This is a genomic window from Cutibacterium sp. LaCa_255, assembly GCF_057458005.1.
This window is the reverse complement of sequence record NZ_CP190956.1, coordinates 1,646,962-1,664,927: the sequence shown is the minus strand read 5'-3', so window position 1 is coordinate 1,664,927 and position 17,966 is coordinate 1,646,962. Positions and strand designations below refer to the sequence as shown.

Sequence of the window (17,966 nt, the reverse complement as noted above, 5' to 3'; positions counted from 1 at the left end):
TGCGTTAATATTGACTAAAACACGTACTCAGAGTGCAGTTGTAAGGAGATTTTGAAAACACTGGGGGTCGTGCGGCAAAGGGGCTGTTGATTGGATAGTCTTTGCTCCGTGGCGACTACAACACTTACTACTCATCAGAGAGCAGTGCGATCAACTGTCGCGGCGAAGGCCCTCATGGCCGTCACCGGCATCATCTTGGTCCTCTTCCTGCTCATGCACATGTTCGGCAACTTGAAGTTGCTCGGTAGCAACGAGGAGTTCAACGACTACGCCAGCTACCTCCGTACGATTCTCAACCCGATCCTTCCGGGTGAGTCGTTCCTGTGGATCTTCCGAATCTTCATGTTGCTGGCGATTGTGCTGCACATTTGGTCGGCGATCCGCGTCACGAAGCAGCGTCGCATCGGTACTGGTGGCGCTGGTCGTTACTCCGTGAAGAAGAACCTCTCCCCGGAGAACACCTACGCGGCCCGCACGATGTACTGGGGCGGTTGGATCATCTTCGCGTTCCTCATCCTTCACCTGCTGCAGTTCACCATCAGCCCTGATCTGTTCAACAACCCGCCGACCGACGCGGCTGGGCGTGCAGGCATGGTGCTCACAGCCTTCAGTCACTGGTGGTTCGTGCTCATCTACCTCATCGCCATCATCGCGGTGTGCATGCACGTTTCCCATGGTTTCTGGAGCGCCTTCGCGACCCTCGGTGTCAACGTCTCTGGTACCGCTCGCGCTGTGCTGCGCGTGTGCTCCTGGATCGTCGCCATCGTGATCCTCGTGGGCTTCATGGTTCCTCCCTTCCTGATCCTGTTCGGGGTGATCTCCTGATGACTGCAACAGCTACGTCAAACAACAACGCCGCTCTGGCCGACCAGTACTGGACGACCGGCGACGAGATTCATGACACGAAGGCCAACCACGACCTTCCGATCGAGAAGATCTGGACTGATCGTCAGTTCACCTCTCGTCTGGTCAACCCGGCCAACCGCCGCAAGATGACCGTCATCATCGTCGGCACCGGCCTGGCCGGTGGCTCCGCTGCTGCCACCCTTGGTGAGGCTGGTTACCGCGTCGAGAACTTCTGTTACCAGGACTCTCCGCGTCGTGCCCATTCCATCGCCGCTCAGGGTGGCATCAACGCTGCGAAGAACTACAAGAACGACGGTGACTCCATCTACCGCCTGTTCTACGACACCGTGAAGGGCGGCGACTACCGCTCCCGCGAGACGAACGTCTACCGTCTGGCCGCGGTCAGCGCGAACATCATCGACCAGTGCGTCGCCCAGGGTGTTCCGTTCGCCCGTGAGTACGGTGGCCTGCTCGACAACCGTTCCTTCGGTGGCGTCCAGGTGCAGCGCACCTTCTACGCTCGTGGACAGACGGGTCAGCAGCTGCTGATCGGCGCCTACCAGGCCCTCGAGCGTCAGGTCCATGCCGGAACCGTCCACATGCACACCCGTCACGAGATGGTCGAGCTCATCGTTGCCGATGGTCGTGCCCGCGGCATCGTGACCCGTGACATGGTCACCGGCAAGATCGAGGAGTGGTTCGGCGACGCCGTCGTCCTGGCCACCGGTGGTTACGGCAACGTCTTCTTCCTGTCGACGAACGCCATGGGCTGCAACGTCACCGCTTCGTGGCGTGCCCATCGCAAGGGTGCCTACTTCGGCAACCCGTGCTACACGCAGATCCACCCGACCTGCATCCCGGTGCACGGCGAGAACCAGTCGAAGCTGACCCTGATGTCGGAGTCGCTGCGCAATGACGGTCGTATCTGGGTGCCGAAGCGCGCGGAGGACTGCGAGAAGGATCCGCGTGACATCCCCGAAGAAGATCGCGACTACTACTTGGAGCGCATCTACCCGTCCTTCGGCAACCTGGTTCCTCGTGACATCGCCTCCCGTCAGGCCAAGTACCGCTGTGACGAGGGTCGCGGCGTTGGCCCGAAGGTCCGTGAGGTCGATGCCGACGGCACCGAGCACATGCGCTCCCGTGGTGTCTACCTCGACTTCTCCGAGGCCATTGAGCGCATGGGCAAGGATGCTGTCGAGAAGAAGTACGGCAACCTCTTCGACATGTATCAGCGGATCACCGATGAGAACCCGTACGAGGTTCCGATGCGGATCTACCCCGCTGTGCACTACACCATGGGTGGCCTGTGGGTCGACTACGACCTGCAGTCGACCATCCCGGGCCTGTTCGTCTGTGGCGAGGCCAACTTCTCCGATCACGGTGCCAACCGACTCGGGGCTTCGGCCCTGATGCAGGGTCTGGCTGATGGTTACTGGGTGCTGCCCAACACCATCACCGACTACCTGGCTGACTCCCCGAAGTTCGGCAAGGTGGACGAGAAGCACCCGGCCGCCGTCGAGGCCCGTCAGGCCGTCGAGAGCCGCATCAACAAGCTCTTGACGATCAACGGAACCCGCACCGTCGACTCGATCCACAAGGAACTCGGCCACATCATGTGGGAGTACTGCGGCATGGAGCGCAACGAGGCCGGCCTCGTCAAGGCCATCGGTCTCATCCGCAACTTGCGCAACGAGTTCTGGACCAACGTCAAGGTCACCGGTGTCAACGAGGAGCTCAACCAGACCCTCGAGCGTGCCGGACGTCTCGTTGACTTCCTGGAGCTCGGTGAGCTGATGTGCATCGATGCTCTGCATCGTCGCGAGTCCTGTGGCGGTCACTTCCGCGCCGAGTCTCAGACCGAGGAGGGCGAGGCCCTGCGTCACGACGATCAGTACCAGTACGTCGCTGCCTGGGAGTGGACCGGTGAGGGCCACAAGCCGACCCTGCACAAGGAGCCGCTGGTCTACAAGTCCATCCAGGTCAAGCAGAGGAGCTACAAGTGAAGATCAACCTGCGAATCTGGCGCCAGCGCAACACCCAGGATCAGGGCCGTCTCGTCGAGTACACCCTGGACGGTGTCTCCGGTGACATGTCCTTCCTCGAGATGCTGGACATGCTCAACGAGAACCTCACCGCTCAAGGTGAGGAGCCCGTGGCCTTCGACTCGGACTGCCGCGAGGGCATCTGTGGCCAGTGTGGCGTCGTCATCAACGGCGTGCCGCACGGTGGCATGGGCGTCGCCCAGCCGGTGCGTACCACCACCTGTCAGCTGCACATGCGCTCCTTCGCTGATGGCTCGACCATCACGATTGAGCCCTGGAAGTCCGGTGCCTTCCCAATCCTGCGGGACCTCATCGTGGACCGCTCGGCCCTCGACCGCGTCATCCAGGCTGGCGGCTACATCTCCGTGAACACCGGTGCTGCCCCGGATGCCCATGCTGTCCAGGTCAACAAGAAGCGCTCTGACCGCTCCTTCGATGCCGCTACCTGCATCGGCTGTGGTGCTTGTGTGGCTGCCTGCCCGAACGGCTCCTCGATGTTGTTCACCTCGGCGAAGATCACCCACCTTGCCATGCTTCCGCAGGGACAGCCGGAGCGGATGCGTCGTGTCAAGGCCATGGCTGCCCAGAACGACGCCGAGGGATTCGGTGGCTGCACCAACATTGGTGAGTGCGCCTCGGTGTGCCCGAAGGGCATCCCGCTGGAGTCCATCAGCCAGCTCAACCGCGACCTCATCGCCTCGCTGTTCAAGCATGACGGCAAGGATGACTGAGTTCTGACCTATGTGGTCGACCACACGGGCCCCGACACCATCTGGTGCCGGGGCCCCGTCGGTTCCATGGAGCTGACGGGGCCAGCCTCGTGGTATGCAATTTGGTGTCAGCCCTTTGAGTGTGGAAAAATATCCTGCTGTTGTCCGTGTCCGGCTCCTGCCACAGGGGGATCGTCCGGAGTGCGGGGACCACATCTTTTGAACACGAGCACCAGGTGACCTGTGGCACCGGCGAGGAAACACCATGAGCAACATCATCGACGAGATCGACAAGGCCTCGATGCGCGACGACATTCCCGAGTTCCGCCCTGGCGACTCGGTGAAGGTCCACGTAAAGGTCGTCGAGGGCAGCCGCACCCGTGTGCAGGTCTTCGCCGGAACCGTCATCTCGCGTACCGGTGGTGGCGTCCAGGAGTCCTTCACCGTCCGCAAGCTGAGCTTCGGAACGGGTGTCGAGCGTACCTTCCCACTGCACTCCCCGATCATTGAGAAGATCGAGGTTGATCGCCACGGTGCCGTCCGTCGCGCCAAGCTGTACTACCTGCGCGGTCTGCGCGGCAAGGCTGCGAAGATCAAGGAGAAGGGCGCAGCTCGCTGACGTCGTCCTCACAGTAACGGGGTTTCGCTTGTGCGGGGCCCCGTTTTCGTGTGTCTTATGAGGTCCGGGTCGATCGACGCTCGACGAGGTGACCAGAGTGTGTTCTGGACGTTGGTTACACTGCAGGTTGGCACCTGCCGGGACGTTCCCGGGAGGTAAGAGGGAGAGGTATCGCCGTGGCGTATGACTACGAGGCGCGAAGGACTGCCGATGGCGACACCGATGGCCCGCAGGCTGCAGGAACGACTGGGTCGCAACGACCGAGCGGATGGCAGCGGTTCCGATCCGGAATGATGGAAATCGTCCTCATCATCGTCGGAGCTCTCGTCATCTCGGCAATCCTGCGAGCTTTCGTGGGACAGATGTTCGTCATTCCCTCCAGATCCATGCAGAACACCCTGCAGGTTGGTGATCGCGTGGTGGCCGTCAAGGCAGCGGACTTCCATCGTGGTGACGTCGTCGTGTTCAAGGACACCGAGCACTGGCTTCCCGCAGCCCAAGATCGTCGCTCTGTCGCGGGCAAAGTGCTGGAGTTCGTGGGTCTGCTGCCCAACACGAGCTCCAACTACCTCATCAAACGCGTTATCGGAATGCCCGGCGACACCGTTGCCTGCTGCAACGTCAAGGGTCAGGTGACCGTCAACGGGAAAGCCCTTGACGAGCGTTCCTACCTGTACTCGGAGAACGGTCAGATGGTCGAGCCGTCGACGATGAAGTTCCGGGTCACCGTTCCCAAGGACCGGATGTTCGTGATGGGGGATCACCGCAATGCGTCGGGAGATTCTCGCTACCACATCCAGGACCTCGATCCTGACGGGTACACGGGTGCTCCCGGGTTCGTTCCTCTCGACAACGTCGTCGGGCCTGCAAAGGCCATTCTCATGCCTCTCAACCGTATTGACGGGCTGGGGACCCCTGACACATTCAAGGGCATTCCCGACCGGTCTGGCTCAGCCCCTGACAAAGCGCGCATCTGCGTCGGCGACGAGTGCTCGCCCCGATGACGACGCCATGGCCGTGACGGTGCGCGTCGGGCCTGGTCCGATGGGCCATGAAAGGGCCCTGACGAGAGCAGGTCTGGGTCCGGTCGCCGGGTGTGACGAGGCCGGCAGGGGAGCCTGTGCCGGGCCTTTGGTGGCCGCTGCCGTGATCCTCGATGATCGCAGGTCATCACGGATCGAGGGGCTCGCCGATTCCAAGACCTTGTCTGTCGTCAAACGAGAGCGGCTGTTCGACATCATCATGGACAAAGCGTTGGCCGTGTCATGGGTCCGTGTGGAGGCCGACGAGTGCGACCGGTTGGGTATGCAAGAAGCCGACATCAGCGGGCTGAGACGCGCCGTCGCACGGTTGGATGTCGAGCCAGGGTACGTGCTGTCAGACGGGTTCCCCGTGGATGGACTGACCGTTCCGGGCCTGGGAATGTGGAAGGCCGACGCAGTGTGCGCCTGCGTGGCAGCGGCGTCGATCGTGGCGAAAGTGGCCAGGGACCGCATCATGATTGCCATGGACGAGGAGATTCCTGGTTATGACTTCGCGGTGCACAAGGGATATTCGACGGCCTTGCACCAACGACGGCTGGAGGAGCTGGGGCCGTCACCCCAGCATCGGATGAGCTACGGCAATGTGCAACGAGCGGCTAGGCTGCATTCATCATGAGTGCCGAGGATCTGGAACAGTACGAGAACCGCATGGAGCTTGAGCTCTACCGCGAGTACAAGGACGTCGTCGGCATCTTCAAATATGCCGTGGAGACCGAGAGACGGTTCTACCTGTGCAACGTCGTTGACCTCAAGGTACGTACCGAGGGCGGTGACGTCTACTACGAGGTGTCCATGGCGGACGCTTGGGTGTGGGACATGTATCGGCCGTCCAGGTTCGTCAAGAGCGCCAAGATCCTCACCTTCCGCGATGTGTCGATCGAGGAGATCGTGCATCCCGACTTCGATGAGGTTCCCTCCACGTAAGTGGCTGCATCGTCTGGGGACAACTCGTGGTGTTCATGGCAGGCCAGATTGGTCTGTGGATAACTGAATGATCAGCATTCCTGCGACGACAACTGTTGTCGGAGGTGGTGCATGATGACACCCAAGCCGTTGTCGGCAGAACTGACGACCCCTCGCGGAGCAGCCTTGCGTGGGCGTCGTGGCGGCAGACCCGCGTTCGGTGCGTGGGGCGAGGACATTGCCGCCCAGTACGTGGATTCCCTCGGGTGGACGATCGTCGCCCGAAACTGGGCGTGCCAAGTGGGGGAGATCGACCTCATTGCGCAAGATGACCGGACGATCGTCTTCATCGAGGTCAAGACGCGGTCCGGCACTGGATTCGGTGATCCCCTGGAATCCATCACGACGACGAAGATCCGTAAGCTTCACGAGCTCGCGTTGGCCTGGTTGGTCGACCAGGAGAAAGGAATGCACTCGGTACGGATCGACGCCATCGGGGTCATGGTGCGCCCCGGCGAACAGCCGACGATTACGCATGTGCGGGGCATCCAGTGACCGGGGCGAGCGCATGGTCGGTTGCCCTGATGGGGTTGGAAGGCTGCTTGGTCGAGGTGGAGACGGCCATATCGTCGGGGCTGCCGCGTACGGTACTCGTCGGCCTTCCGGACATGGCCCTGCACGAGGCTCGGGATCGGTGTCGGGCTGCGGTTGGTGCCACCGGCATGTCCTGGCCGAGCAACGTCCTGACGATCAACCTCACCCCGGCCGGCCTGCCGAAGGCCGGGACTCACTTCGATCTCGCCATTGCCGCTGCGACCCTGGCTGCGGACGGAAAGATCCCGCAGACCCTGCTCGGGTCGACGGTTCTCATGGGGGAACTGGGGCTAGACGGGCGGGTACGACCAGTGCGTGGGGTACTTCCGGCATTGTTGGCGGCTCGCGAGGCCGGGTTCGAGTGTGCCGTGGTGCCGTCCGGCCAGTATGCCGAGGCCCGGTTGGTGCAGGGGGTGACGATCTGGCCGGTCGGTCATCTCCGTGAGGTCGTCGAGGTTCTGCACGGCCGTCCGGTACTGGCGACTGAGGAACCCGTGACTGACGCCGCCGATGCTGATCCAGGTCTGGTAGATCTGGCAGAGGTGATCGGCCAACATGAAGCACGCCGCGCCCTCGAAGTGGCGGCAGCCGGACGTCACCACATCCTCCTTCGCGGCGCACCTGGCTGTGGGAAGTCGATGCTGGCACGACGGCTGCCCGGGATCCTTCCCGGCCTGGATCACCGGGACGCCCTCGAGGTGACGGCTCTGCACTCCTTGGCAGGCCGGGGGAGCGGGCGTCTCATGACCAGGCCGCCGTTGGCACAGCCACACCATTCCGTGTCGATGGCTGCCATGGTCGGCGGAGGAGCACGGATTGCCCAGCCAGGTGCCATCTCCCTGGCGCACCGCGGCGTTCTCTTTCTCGACGAGGCCCCGGAATTTGCCCCCAAGGTCCTCGATTCGCTGCGTGGGCCTTTGGAGACGGGGGAGATCATCATCGGCCGTTCTCAGGCCCACACGACGTTCCCAGCTCGGTTTCAGCTCGTTATGGCACTCAACCCGTGCCCGTGTGGGATGGCTGACGACCCGTCCGGGCGGTGTACCTGCACTCCACAACAGGTCCAACGATATTCGGGTCGGCTCTCCGGCCCGATCCTCGACCGAGTCGACGTGACGGTACGCATGCGCCCGCTGACCTCGGCGCACCTGCTTGACGCCTCAACGTTGCCCGCAGGGGAGTCCAGCGCCGTCGTGCACGACCGGGTGGCAGAAGCCCGGCTGAGGGCTGCGCGTCGCTGGGAAGGGAGGCCATGGAAATGCAATGCCGAGGTGCCGGGGAAGGTGCTTCGCCAGAAGCTCCCGGCCAATGATGCCACTCGCATCATCGAAGACGCCCTGACGACCGGTCGGCTGACAGCCCGAGGCGTGGATAAGGTGCTGCGAATCGCATGGACCGTGGCCGATTTGGAGGGCAAGGACGAGGTGGACAAGGCATGTGTTGCTGAGGCCATGGGGATGAGACGAGGACGATTGCTATGACATGGGACAACGAGAGGGTGGCGCGAGCTGCCCTGACAACAGTTGTCCAGCCTGGGGACAGCGTCACGGCGCGGCGATTGCTGGACATGACGGCCGAAGAGATCTGGCACCGCCTGCTGACCGATGTGGACGAGAGATGGTACGAGCGAGCCAGAGGGACGGATGTCGACCAGGTGATGGCCCGGTCGGAGAAAGCCATGATGAGGTTCCTCATCCCCGGAGATGAGGAGTGGCCCGTTGGGCTCGATGACCTCTCGTGGGTGGGGAAGTCAGGAATGGGTGGGGTTCCCATCGGGTTGTGGGTTCTTGGCCCGACACGCGTCAATGAGGCGTCTGAGCGGTCGGTTGCCATCGTCGGCTGCCGAGCTGCGACGAGCTATGGCCAGGATGTCGCGATGGAGATGGCCCACCATCTTGCTCAGGGACACAGCGACGGGACCGGTCGTCAGGTCATAGTCTCCGGTGGCGCATTCGGGATCGACGTCGCTGCACATCGAGGCGCCTTGTGCGTCGACGAGACGACGATCGGAGTCCTGGCATGTGGGCTTGACGTCTTGTACCCGAGGGGAAATGCCGCGGTGCTGGAACGCATTGCCGAAACGGGCGCCCTGGTCTCGGAAATGCCACCAGGCCGGCATCCAACGCGTCCGGGGTTCTTGGCCAGAAATCGTCTCATTGCTGCGCTGACGACAGGGACCGTCATTGTCGAGGCAGGGTGGCGATCGGGAGCGATCAACACCGTCTCATGGGCGAATGCTCTGGGCCGGGCAGTCATGGCTGTCCCCGGTCCCGTGACCTCGAGCAGGTCAACCGGTACGAACAAGCTCATCCGTGACGGTGAGGCGATCTTGGTGCGCGATGCCGAGGATGTCCGCGGGATCGTCGGAGAACTTGCTCCTGAACCCGAAAGACCGGAAGGTCGCAGTCTTCCCACGGATGTCCTGGATGCCACGGAACTGGCCGTGCACGAGGCGCTCCCGGCTCATGGATCTTGTGGGATGGACGAGTTGTCTGCGTCGGCGGGAGTGTCTGTGGCTCAGTGCTCAGCCGCATTGACGGTACTCGAGCAGCTGGGCATGGCGGCATGTTGCCTGGATGGTACGTGGTCGGTCACATTGGCCGGCAACCGGAGGTGATGGCACCATGACGGATTTCCATGTCCAACAGGAAACGCTTGATGGTTCGGCCGCCAAGGTAACCCCCGAGCTTGCGATCACTACGCAGGATCCGGTGACAAGGGATGACGATCGGCAATGGATTCGTGGCACAGGCGTTGCCGACCGCTCGGGAGGCCTGTGGACGCCCGATGAGGGTGGCTAAGTCGCGATAGCTGATGGTCTGGGCGTAGGGAATCGTGAGTAGCCCGTTGATGACGGCTCGTTGGAAGGCTGTCGCTCCTGATAGGTCGAGGGGGAGACTGAAAGCAGTTCGGGAGCCGGAGAGGTACTCGCTGAACTGGTGGGCGGCGTCGTCGAGGATTCCCTCGCAGATGTGGTGTTGCTCGGACGATTCGCGGACGGTCGATGGCGCTGGTGCCTCGCCGAACGTGACCTGGGCCAGTCCTTGCGGGGTCGCGGCGAGCGTCAACACCCCGATGGAGTTGTCGAAATAACGCCGCGCCGTGATCGTCATGAGGACATGGTAAAGGGCCGGGCACTTCATGTGCCCGGCCCGTCAGTTGTCAGTCCTTCAGCTTGTCGGTAGCAGCCTGGACGTCGTGCTTGAGGTCAGTCGCCTTGTCCTTGGCGTCATCCACCTTCTGGTCCACCTTGCCGCTGGCCTTCTGATCGGCGCCCTCGCCCTGGAGATCGGCGTTGTCAGTCACATCTCCGATCTTCTCCTTGGCAGCACCGACGAGCTCGTCGCTCTTGCTCTTGATCTTGTCGCTGAGGCCCACGAGTGGCTCCTTTCGTCAGTCCCAGGACCGCTGATCAGTCCGGGGCGTATTTGTATTTTATCGGGTGACCCAAGTCTGACCAGTGGTTCGTGTTGCACGGGTGATCTGGGCTCACGAACACGGTTGTTCATGATCCAGAACAGGGCGGAGAGGTGCCTGAGAACTGAAGCATGCGAACTGGTGTGAGTTCGTGTCGCATGCCGGTACAATGAGGGCTGCGTCTCCCGCGATGTGTGGGAGACGCAGCCCTCATCAGAAAGTAGGCCGGATCAAGTTCACTTGTTGTGGGCGTCAATCCAGTCGACAGCAGTCTTGATGACCTGGTCCTTGGTGGGCTCGTTGAAGATCTCGTGCATGAGGCCATGCCACTGGATGATCTTCTTGTCCTTCGAATTAATGGCGTTGTACCAGTTCACGTCGAAGTAGCTCGGCACGAGGCCATCGTTCTCACCGTGCATGATGAGGGTGGGGGAGTCGAACTCATGGGCATTCATGATGTTGTAGACCTCGCCGACACCGAGCTGCTCGACCAGACCGAGACGCATGTAGTGGTTGTACAGCGGGTCACGTTGCCAGTGGTCGATGCGGACATCGGGATCGGAGCACAGACCGTAAGCCGGGTAGCCAGGGAGGATGACGCCGGCAGAGAGCGGACCAGATGGCATCCGGATGCTCTTGGGATCCTTGACGGCAGCCTTGGCGAGCTGGCCGTTGAACGCCGTCAGGTGAGACATCGGGAGAATCTGGCTGATCTGTGGGAGGGCATGGCGGGCGAAGAAGTTGAGATTGTCGGGGGTCACGGTGGTGACGCCCTCGGTGTTCGGCCCGTCAACGCTGGCGAACGTACCGCCACCGGAGGAGACGATGCCGTCGACAGTGCCCGGGTACATGATTCCGTAGGACTGAACGGCGATGCCGCCCATCGAGTGGCCGAGGAGGAAGACCTTCTGGTCGGCGTTCTCCTCGTGTGCGGTCTGGACGACTTGGTGAATGTCGGACTCGATGTTCCACCAGTCATCGAACTGGCCACGCGGAATGGCGTTGTTGACGTACGGGGCGGCGCTACGGCCGTGACCACGATTGTCGAAACGGTAGACGCTGTAGCCGGCCTTGGTGAGGCTCTTGGTCAGGTACTCGTAGTTGGAGGAATTCTCCATGAGACCGTGGACCAGAACGACGGCGCCCTTGGCGTTGGGGACGATGTCCTTGCGGTAGAAGAGCTTGGTCCCAAGCTTGTCAGTAGTCTTGAAGTAGCCGGTCTCCTTCTTCACCTGGTCGGTCGCCGGGGCGGCGGCAGGCTGAGAACCACCTTCAGGAGCAGCCATGGCTGGGGTCGCAATGGTGACGCCAGTCACTGCCATGGTGCCGGCAATCGTCAGTGCGCTGAGTTTGCGTGGGAATGACATTAAGATGCTCCTTTGCGTCGTGCGTGCCCGTCTCACCCTTGAGCGACGGCCACCTCGGATGTACAGGACAATATGAGCCGAGGGTTCGTGATGGTGGTCTGAACGGCAGAGTTGGTCTTTCGTGCACAGGCGGAAACTCGGCTGAAGGAATCTGTCCACATCCACGAAAGGTGGACTGAAGTGAACCTTTCATATGTATTCACGGCGAAAAATATCACAGATGGCGATGCGAGGGCCGGTTGCTCCTCAAGGGGGGCGGGCACGCGAATGGGGTGAAAAATGAACCCCGCCTGACTCGTTCAGTCAGACGGGGCTTGTTGTGTCCGAGAGAGGACTTGAACCTCCACAGCCTTAATCGGCCACTAGCACCTCAAGCTAGCGCGTCTACCAATTCCGCCACCCGGACTCGGGTCTCCGGTTCTTCGCTCATGCGTCGTACCGGACAGTCACGGGACTTTAGTAGAAGTTCGCGCCACGATGCAAATCGGCGTCCATCGAGTGTCCCTGATGACGGTGGAAACCCCGGTCGGTGACACAATCGCTGCATGTCAGATCTCTTCAGCATGCCTCTCGAAGACCTTGTCGACGGGCCGAACAGTCCGCAGACCGAGGTGGTCGACATCTGCTCGCGCATGATTCAGATCGACTCGCAGAACTTTGGTCCACAAGACGCTCGTGGCGAGGTCGACATGTGTCGCTACGTCTCCGAGCTCCTGGAAGAGATCGGGGTGGACGTCTCGATCTACGAATCCGAGCCCAGCCGAGCCACCCTGGTCGCTGAGTGGGCACCCGAAGGCACCGACATGAGTCGTCCCGCCTTGTTGCTTCACGGCCACAGCGACACCGTGCCCTTCGAAGCCGAGGACTGGGCCCATCACCCGTTGTCCGGCGAGGTTCACGACAACTGCATGTGGGGCAGGGGAGCCATCGACATGAAAGGTTTCCTCGCGATGGTGCTCTCAGCCATCCGAGCCCGTCATCGTCGCGGTGAGGTGCCGTCGCGTCCGATTCGCTTCATTATGTTCGCTGACGAGGAGGCATCCGGCACGCTCGGATCCACCTGGCTGGGTGCCAACCATCCGGAGATCTTCGACGGCGTCACCGAGGCCATCAGCGAGGTGGGTGGGTTCTCCCTGACGACCCCTGGGGGCAAGCGGGTCTACGTCGTCCAGTCGGCCGAGAAGGGCCTGTGGTGGTTCCGAATGAGTGCCACCGGCAGAGCCGGCCATGGCTCCATGCGCAACCCGGACAACGCGGTCAGCCACTTGTTGGAAGCCCTGTCGCGCATTGATTCCCATCAGTGGCCCGACCTGGGCCACCCCGTGCAGGAGGAGTTCCTCGCCAAGGTTTCCGAGATGTGGGGTCTGACGATCGACCGGGATGACCTTGAGTCGTGCCTCGCACCGATTGGGCCGCTGTCCCGCATGGTTGCCGCGTGCTGCTCCCACAACGTCACCACGACGGTGCTGTCGGCCGGGTACAAGGTCAACGTCGTGCCGACTCGGGCCAGCGCCGAGATTGACGCCCGCTTCATTCCCGGGTCTGAGGAGGAGATGATCTCGACGATCAAGTCCTTGGCTGGTCCCGGGATCGATTTCGAGACGATCTCCCTCAAACCTGCTGCGGCAGCACCCTTCGAAGGGTCAGCTGTCGACGCCATCCGGCATGCCATTGACGCCGAGGATCCGGGAGCGGTCGTGCTGCCCTACCTCAACTCGGCAGGAACCGACGCCAAGGGGTTTGCCGTCCTCCCGGACGGCCGTCGCATCAACTGCTACGGCTGCACCCCATTGCGGCTTCCTGCTGACTTCGACTTCATCAGTCTGTTCCACGGTGTCGACGAGAGAGTCCCGGTGGGCTCCCTCGTCTTCGGCGCCAAAGTCGTCGATCACATCCTGCAGGAGGCCTGACGATGAGTCAGAAACCAAGCCAGCGCGGCACCGCAACCCTCATTCTCGACGGCCAGGAGTACTCCCTCCCCGTCCTCATCGGCACCACCGGCGACAGGGTCATCGACATCTCGGATCTTCGTCAGATGACCGGCGACGTGACGACTTTCGACCCTGCATTCGCCAACACCGCCTCGTGCCGGTCGGCCATCTCCTGGATCGACGGTGAGGAGGGAGTGCTCACCTATCGGGGTCTGCCAATCGAGACCTTTGCCGAGGAGAAGGTCTCCTTCGTGGAGACGGCATGGTTGCTCATTTTCGGCGAGCTGCCGACTGAGGCGCAGCGTGACGACTTCCGGAACCGGTTGACCGAGTACTCTGCTTTGCACCGGTCGATGGATCTGCACTTCAATGCCTTCCCTCCCAACGGCCACCCCATGGCGATCATGTCGTCGATGATCAATGCGATGAGTACCCATGACCGCCCGCGCATCACTGATGAGGAATCCTTCACCGATGCCGCCGCCAAGCTGATGTCCAAGGTGAGGACAATCGCGGCAGCCTCGTACAAGGCGTCGATCGGGGAGCCGGCGATCTACCCGCGCTACGACCTCAAGTACGTCGAGAACTTCATGCACATGATGTTCTCCCTGCCGTACCGCGACTACGAGCCTGACCCGATTGCCGCGAGGGCCCTCAACCTCTTCTTCGTCCTCCACGCCGAACATGGCCAGAACTGTTCGACATCGACGGTGCGGATGGTGGGGTCATCCGGTGCCAACCTCTTCACCTCGTGTTCGGCAGGGGTGTGTGCACTGTGGGGGGACCGTCACGGTGGTGCCAACGTCAACGCGGTACGGGCTCTGCAGCGTATCCATGACTCGGGACTCTCCTCGCGCCAGTACCTGGCAAAGGCCAAGGACTCGGGGGAGAGGATTTCTGGCTTCGGGCACCGCGTCTACCGCAACTGGGATCCCAGGGCGAAGATTCTCCGCGGTGTTGTCGGTCCGTTGCTGGATACCATGCACAAGCCGGACCCACTGCTCGACGTCGCCATGGAACTCGAGGAGGCCGTCCTGGCTGACGACTACTTCGTCGAGCGCAGGCTCTACCCGAACGTGGACTTCTACTCCGGAATCGTACTGAGGGCCCTGGGGATTCCGCTCAACATGTTCACCGCCATGTTCGCCATTGGCCGTATGGCCGGCTGGATTGCGCACTGGAAGGAGGTCGCCGAGGACCCAATGACGAGGATCTCCAGGCCGCGTGAGCTCTACGACGGTCCGGTCTCCACGCCGTGGGTTCCTCGTAGTGAGCGCTGAGATCAGGCGCGGTGCGACGACCCCTCAGGACTCTTCGGGACGGGCCAGGTTCGGCCCGCCCGTGATGTCGTCGAGGGCCGAGGTGATCTCCGGGGGCAGCACGACGTCGTCGACGCCGAGCAGTTCCTCGAGCTGTGTCGTCGTTCGTGGCCCGACGAGGGCTGATGACACCACGGGGGCGTCACGCACCCATGCCAGAGCCATCTGTGCAGTTGTCGCTCCCAGTCCGTCGGCCGCCTTCGAGATGGCATTGACGACAGCTTGGGACTTGGGCGTCAGATAGGGCTGCACGAACCAGGAGAGACGGTCAGAACCGCCACGAGAATCCTTGGGCGTACCGTTGCGGTAACGACCAGCCAGCACGCCACGTCCCAAGGATGACCACGCCAACAGTCCCATGCCGTGATGTTGGGCAGAGGGAACGACCTCGATTTCGGCGCGACGAGCCAACAGGGAGTACTCGACCTGATTGCTCACCAGCGGAGTTCGCGTTCCGGTCGTCTGCTGCCATGTGGCCGCCGTTGCCGCCTGCCAGCCGACGAAGTTGGACACGCCGACATAGCGGGCCATACCTGAATGCACAGCATGGTCGAGGGCGGCGCAGGTCTCCTCGACGGGGGCATCTCCCCAGGCATGCACCTGCCACAGGTCGACGTGGTCGGTGTGGAGGCGACGCAGAGATCCCTCCAGGTCGCGCAACAGAGCGGTTCTAGAGGTGTCGACAACCCGTTTCTTCCCCTCGACGACGAACCCAGCCTTCGTGGCGATGACGAGGTCATCTCGGCTGATGTCAGTGTGAATGAGCTTCCCGATGAGCTGTTCGGCGAAGCCACCACCGTATGCGGGGGCGGTATCGACCAGGTTTCCGCCGGCATCGACGAAGCGGCGCACCATGGAGCGAGCCTCACGAGCGTCGGTCTGGCCGCCCCAGGTCAGGGAACCCAGACCAATGGCAGACACCTTGAGGCCGCTGGCCCCGACGGTTCTTAAGCGCATGTGTGCGTCCTCCTCGTTCAGATCACCCTAACGGAGCACCCTCAAGCCGGCCTTGAGGCAAGGTGCCAGGACTGGGGCGCAATACAGTGACGCCATGGCGCGACTTTTGCTCATTCGACACGGGCGTACTGAGGCCAATGCGAAGGGAATCCTCGCTGGTCGTTCGAACCATCCCCTCGACGAGGTCGGTACCCGAGACGCGAAGGCCCTGGCATCTCAACTGACAGATGTGGAACCTGACCTCGTCGTCACCTCCCCCGTTACCCGAGCACGGCAAACAGCCGCAATCATCACCGAAGGCGCGGGGTGGACCTGCCCGATACGCGTGAACGACGCCATCGCCGAGTGCGATTACGGAGCGTGGGCGGGACAATCCTTGTCGAGTCTCAGCAGCGAGCCGGAATGGCACACGGTAGTCGACAATCCGCCCGCGGCTGCCTTCCCAGGCGGTGAAACCATGACTGACATGTTCCTGCGAACGGCTCAGGCAGCCCGCAGAATCGCTGACGAGGTGCGGGATGGCGAGGCGGTCGTGGTCAGTCACGGCGACCCGTTGCGCGCCATCGTCGCCGACCTGGTGGGCCTGCCACATCGGCTCTTCCAATCCTTGGTCATCAGCCCGGCCAGCATGACGGTACTCGTCCAGGACGGCACGACGTGGCGTCTCCAAACCCTCAATTGGCGCCCTGACAAACCTCTGGGTGCAGGATCGAGCGCGGGCCGCCATCTCGGCGGTGACACCCAGTGAGACGGTGCCCAGCCTGTGCGCATCGGAGTGGGCCGAGTGGCTAGGGTGGAGATATGACTCGTCGCACCTTCCGATTCGAACGGCCCGATCGGGTCGTGGTCGGCACCGTTGGTCGCCCGGGTGCACGGGTCTTCCACCTTCAGGTTCGGGAAGGCTCTCGCCTGGTGACGGTGCAATGCGAGAAGGCTCAGATCAGCCAGCTTGCCCTTCAGATGGACAGGATTCTGGACGGCTTGGCCGCCCATGCCGCCGACGTCCTTGTCCCACCGGCCATCGAGGCCCCTGATGACCTCGCCCCGCTGGACGCACCCCTTGATGGGGAATTTACGGTTGGCACCATGGCGATGGCCTTTGACGACCCGAGCAAGCGCATCGAAATCGAGATGTATGCCGTCAGCGATGACGAGTTGATGATCAACGATCCCGCGATGCTGTTGACCACACTTCCGGAAGCGGCACCAGATTCCCTCGAAATCCTCATGACGACCTCCCAGGCTCGCCAATTCGTCGCTCGGTGCAATGTCATTGTGGCGTCGGGACGCCAATACTGCCCGTACTGTGCCCAGCAAATCCTTTCGGCAGGGGGCCACCTGTGTCCCCGGTCAAATGGCTACCGCAGGCCGCTGGTGTGGTGAGTTCGACGAACCCCTGGGACCTGCCACAAGCACCTCGACCCCGAGCTCCATGGCGGATCGATGGCGCCCTGCCCGATTCCAGTAATGGCGCTCTCCTGGTACGCGATGCGGGCGACCGGTTGTGGGTGTACAAACCGGTTGCCCGCGAGCGACGTCTCCATGATTTCCCTGCCGGGACTCTTGCCGGACGTGAGGTTGCGTCCTACCTGCTGTCCCAACTCATGGGTATTGCGCTGGTGCCGTTGACCGTCTTCATCGAGGACGGCCCACGGGGGGCCGGTTCGATGCAGCGATGGATTGACGACGACCTGGAGAATCCGTTGGTGGTGGCAGACACCATCGAACGTCTCCCGGGACACTGGCACGGATTCATGCTGGGCATCGACGAAGACGACTACGAGATCGGGCTCGCCCACTCTCCGCATCCTGCGCTGCGTGCTCTGGCCCTCTTCGACGCCGTCGCCAACAACGCCGACCGCAAGGGCGGTCACATCCTGCTCGGCCCCGATCCGGACCTGGACGGGACGGCCCATGTCTGGGCGGTGGACAATGGCCTGGCCTTTCACACTGCGCCCAAGTTGCGCACGGTGTTGTGGGGATGGGCAGGCCAACCCCTGGAACCGGTCGAGGAGATGATGCTCGACCAGGTTGTCGCTGTGCCTGATGACATCTTCGATGAGTTCATCAACATGGCCGAGGTCGAGGCGTTACGGCAACGAGCCGCAGACCTCCTCGAGTTCGGTGCATTCCCGGGGCCGAGCGGACTGCGTCCAGCCCTGCCGTGGCCACCCATGTGACGGGGTGAAGTCCACCCGGGATCATCTGCGAGAAT

Annotated in this window: 19 protein-coding genes and 1 tRNA gene; 15 read left to right on the top strand and 5 right to left on the bottom strand. The window is 62.3% G+C overall.

What is annotated here, in order from left to right:
- The first annotated feature begins 144 nt into the window (after positions 1 to 144).
- The 10 genes from ACP8ML_RS07535 to dprA all read left to right on the top strand — a co-directional run bounded on the left by ACP8ML_RS07535 (position 145) and on the right by dprA (position 9,377).
- On the top strand, positions 145 to 825 hold the full coding sequence (locus ACP8ML_RS07535; RefSeq protein WP_081302734.1) for a succinate dehydrogenase cytochrome b subunit: 681 nt from the start codon (positions 145 to 147) through the stop codon (positions 823 to 825).
- Positions 825 to 2,852 (top strand): fumarate reductase/succinate dehydrogenase flavoprotein subunit, encoded by a 2,028-nt coding sequence (locus ACP8ML_RS07530; RefSeq protein WP_004808575.1) that lies wholly within the window; start codon positions 825 to 827, stop codon positions 2,850 to 2,852. The genes ACP8ML_RS07535 and ACP8ML_RS07530 overlap by 1 nt, the downstream gene beginning before the upstream one ends.
- Entirely contained in the window at positions 2,849 to 3,622 is a 774-nt protein-coding gene (locus tag ACP8ML_RS07525; RefSeq protein WP_004808573.1) for a succinate dehydrogenase/fumarate reductase iron-sulfur subunit, read from the top strand. Before ACP8ML_RS07530 ends, ACP8ML_RS07525 begins: the two co-directional genes overlap by 4 nt.
- Positions 3,623 to 3,866: 244 nt before the next feature.
- Positions 3,867 to 4,220 (top strand): 50S ribosomal protein L19, encoded by a 354-nt coding sequence (rplS, locus tag ACP8ML_RS07520; RefSeq protein WP_004808571.1) that lies wholly within the window; start codon positions 3,867 to 3,869, stop codon positions 4,218 to 4,220.
- 176 nt (positions 4,221 to 4,396) lie between these two features.
- Positions 4,397 to 5,224 carry a signal peptidase I gene (lepB, locus tag ACP8ML_RS07515; RefSeq protein ID WP_065674193.1) on the top strand — a complete coding sequence of 276 codons (828 nt, stop codon included), beginning with the start codon at positions 4,397 to 4,399 and terminating at the stop codon, positions 5,222 to 5,224.
- A 7-nt stretch (positions 5,225 to 5,231) separates the two neighbouring features.
- The gene (locus tag ACP8ML_RS07510) at positions 5,232 to 5,879 is read left to right on the top strand and encodes a ribonuclease HII (RefSeq protein WP_117188492.1); all 648 of its coding nucleotides are present in this window, start codon (positions 5,232 to 5,234) and stop codon (positions 5,877 to 5,879) included.
- Complete coding sequence (locus ACP8ML_RS07505) at positions 5,876 to 6,187, top strand: DUF2469 domain-containing protein (RefSeq protein WP_004808565.1); 312 nt, start codon at positions 5,876 to 5,878, stop codon at positions 6,185 to 6,187. The genes ACP8ML_RS07510 and ACP8ML_RS07505 overlap by 4 nt, the downstream gene beginning before the upstream one ends.
- Before the next feature lie 111 nt (positions 6,188 to 6,298).
- The gene (locus ACP8ML_RS07500; RefSeq protein WP_016665660.1) at positions 6,299 to 6,721 is read left to right on the top strand and encodes a YraN family protein; all 423 of its coding nucleotides are present in this window, start codon (positions 6,299 to 6,301) and stop codon (positions 6,719 to 6,721) included.
- On the top strand, positions 6,718 to 8,241 hold the full coding sequence (locus tag ACP8ML_RS07495) for a YifB family Mg chelatase-like AAA ATPase (RefSeq protein ID WP_117188490.1): 1,524 nt from the start codon (positions 6,718 to 6,720) through the stop codon (positions 8,239 to 8,241). Before ACP8ML_RS07500 ends, ACP8ML_RS07495 begins: the two co-directional genes overlap by 4 nt.
- Positions 8,238 to 9,377, top strand: coding sequence for a DNA-processing protein DprA (dprA, locus tag ACP8ML_RS07490; RefSeq protein ID WP_117188488.1), 1,140 nt, complete (start codon positions 8,238 to 8,240; stop codon positions 9,375 to 9,377). The genes ACP8ML_RS07495 and dprA overlap by 4 nt, the downstream gene beginning before the upstream one ends.
- Here dprA and ACP8ML_RS07485 read toward each other — a convergent pair.
- The 4 genes from ACP8ML_RS07485 to ACP8ML_RS07470 all read right to left on the bottom strand — a co-directional run bounded on the left by ACP8ML_RS07485 (position 9,352) and on the right by ACP8ML_RS07470 (position 11,950).
- Entirely contained in the window at positions 9,352 to 9,873 is a 522-nt protein-coding gene (locus ACP8ML_RS07485) for a methylated-DNA--[protein]-cysteine S-methyltransferase (protein WP_249361179.1), read from the bottom strand. The genes dprA and ACP8ML_RS07485 overlap by 26 nt on opposite strands.
- A gap of 49 nt (positions 9,874 to 9,922) precedes the next feature.
- On the bottom strand, positions 9,923 to 10,138 hold the full coding sequence (locus ACP8ML_RS07480) for a CsbD family protein (protein WP_004808547.1): 216 nt from the start codon (positions 10,136 to 10,138) through the stop codon (positions 9,923 to 9,925).
- 275 nt (positions 10,139 to 10,413) lie between these two features.
- On the bottom strand, positions 10,414 to 11,544 hold the full coding sequence (locus ACP8ML_RS07475; protein WP_063279752.1) for an alpha/beta fold hydrolase: 1,131 nt from the start codon (positions 11,542 to 11,544) through the stop codon (positions 10,414 to 10,416).
- A 320-nt stretch (positions 11,545 to 11,864) separates the two neighbouring features.
- Positions 11,865 to 11,950: transfer RNA gene (locus tag ACP8ML_RS07470), tRNA-Leu, on the bottom strand.
- A 139-nt stretch (positions 11,951 to 12,089) separates the two neighbouring features.
- Here ACP8ML_RS07470 and ACP8ML_RS07465 point away from each other — a divergent pair.
- Together ACP8ML_RS07465 and ACP8ML_RS07460 are read left to right on the top strand one after the other, a co-directional pair.
- Entirely contained in the window at positions 12,090 to 13,454 is a 1,365-nt protein-coding gene (locus ACP8ML_RS07465; RefSeq protein WP_065674189.1) for a M20/M25/M40 family metallo-hydrolase, read from the top strand.
- A 2-nt stretch (positions 13,455 to 13,456) separates the two neighbouring features.
- Positions 13,457 to 14,755, top strand: coding sequence for a citrate synthase (locus tag ACP8ML_RS07460; RefSeq protein WP_117188484.1), 1,299 nt, complete (start codon positions 13,457 to 13,459; stop codon positions 14,753 to 14,755).
- Between the two features lie 24 nt (positions 14,756 to 14,779).
- Here the strand turns inward: ACP8ML_RS07460 and ACP8ML_RS07455 are convergent, their stop codons facing one another.
- Positions 14,780 to 15,751, bottom strand: a complete 972-nt coding sequence (locus ACP8ML_RS07455) for an aldo/keto reductase (RefSeq protein ID WP_016665653.1) — start codon at positions 15,749 to 15,751, stop codon at positions 14,780 to 14,782.
- Positions 15,752 to 15,845: 94 nt separating this feature from the next.
- Here ACP8ML_RS07455 and ACP8ML_RS07450 point away from each other — a divergent pair, with 94 nt between their 5' ends.
- Genes ACP8ML_RS07450 through ACP8ML_RS07440 form a run of 3 tightly spaced genes read left to right on the top strand, consistent with a single transcriptional unit; the run spans position 15,846 to position 17,931 of the window.
- Entirely contained in the window at positions 15,846 to 16,499 is a 654-nt protein-coding gene (locus ACP8ML_RS07450; protein WP_016665652.1) for a histidine phosphatase family protein, read from the top strand.
- A 53-nt stretch (positions 16,500 to 16,552) separates the two neighbouring features.
- A complete protein-coding gene (locus ACP8ML_RS07445; RefSeq protein ID WP_016665651.1) occupies positions 16,553 to 17,134 on the top strand; it encodes a DUF3090 domain-containing protein in 582 nt (193 codons plus the stop codon).
- Positions 17,092 to 17,931 (top strand): SCO1664 family protein, encoded by an 840-nt coding sequence (locus ACP8ML_RS07440; protein ID WP_016665650.1) that lies wholly within the window; start codon positions 17,092 to 17,094, stop codon positions 17,929 to 17,931. The genes ACP8ML_RS07445 and ACP8ML_RS07440 overlap by 43 nt, the downstream gene beginning before the upstream one ends.
- The last annotated feature ends 35 nt before the right edge of the window (positions 17,932 to 17,966 follow it).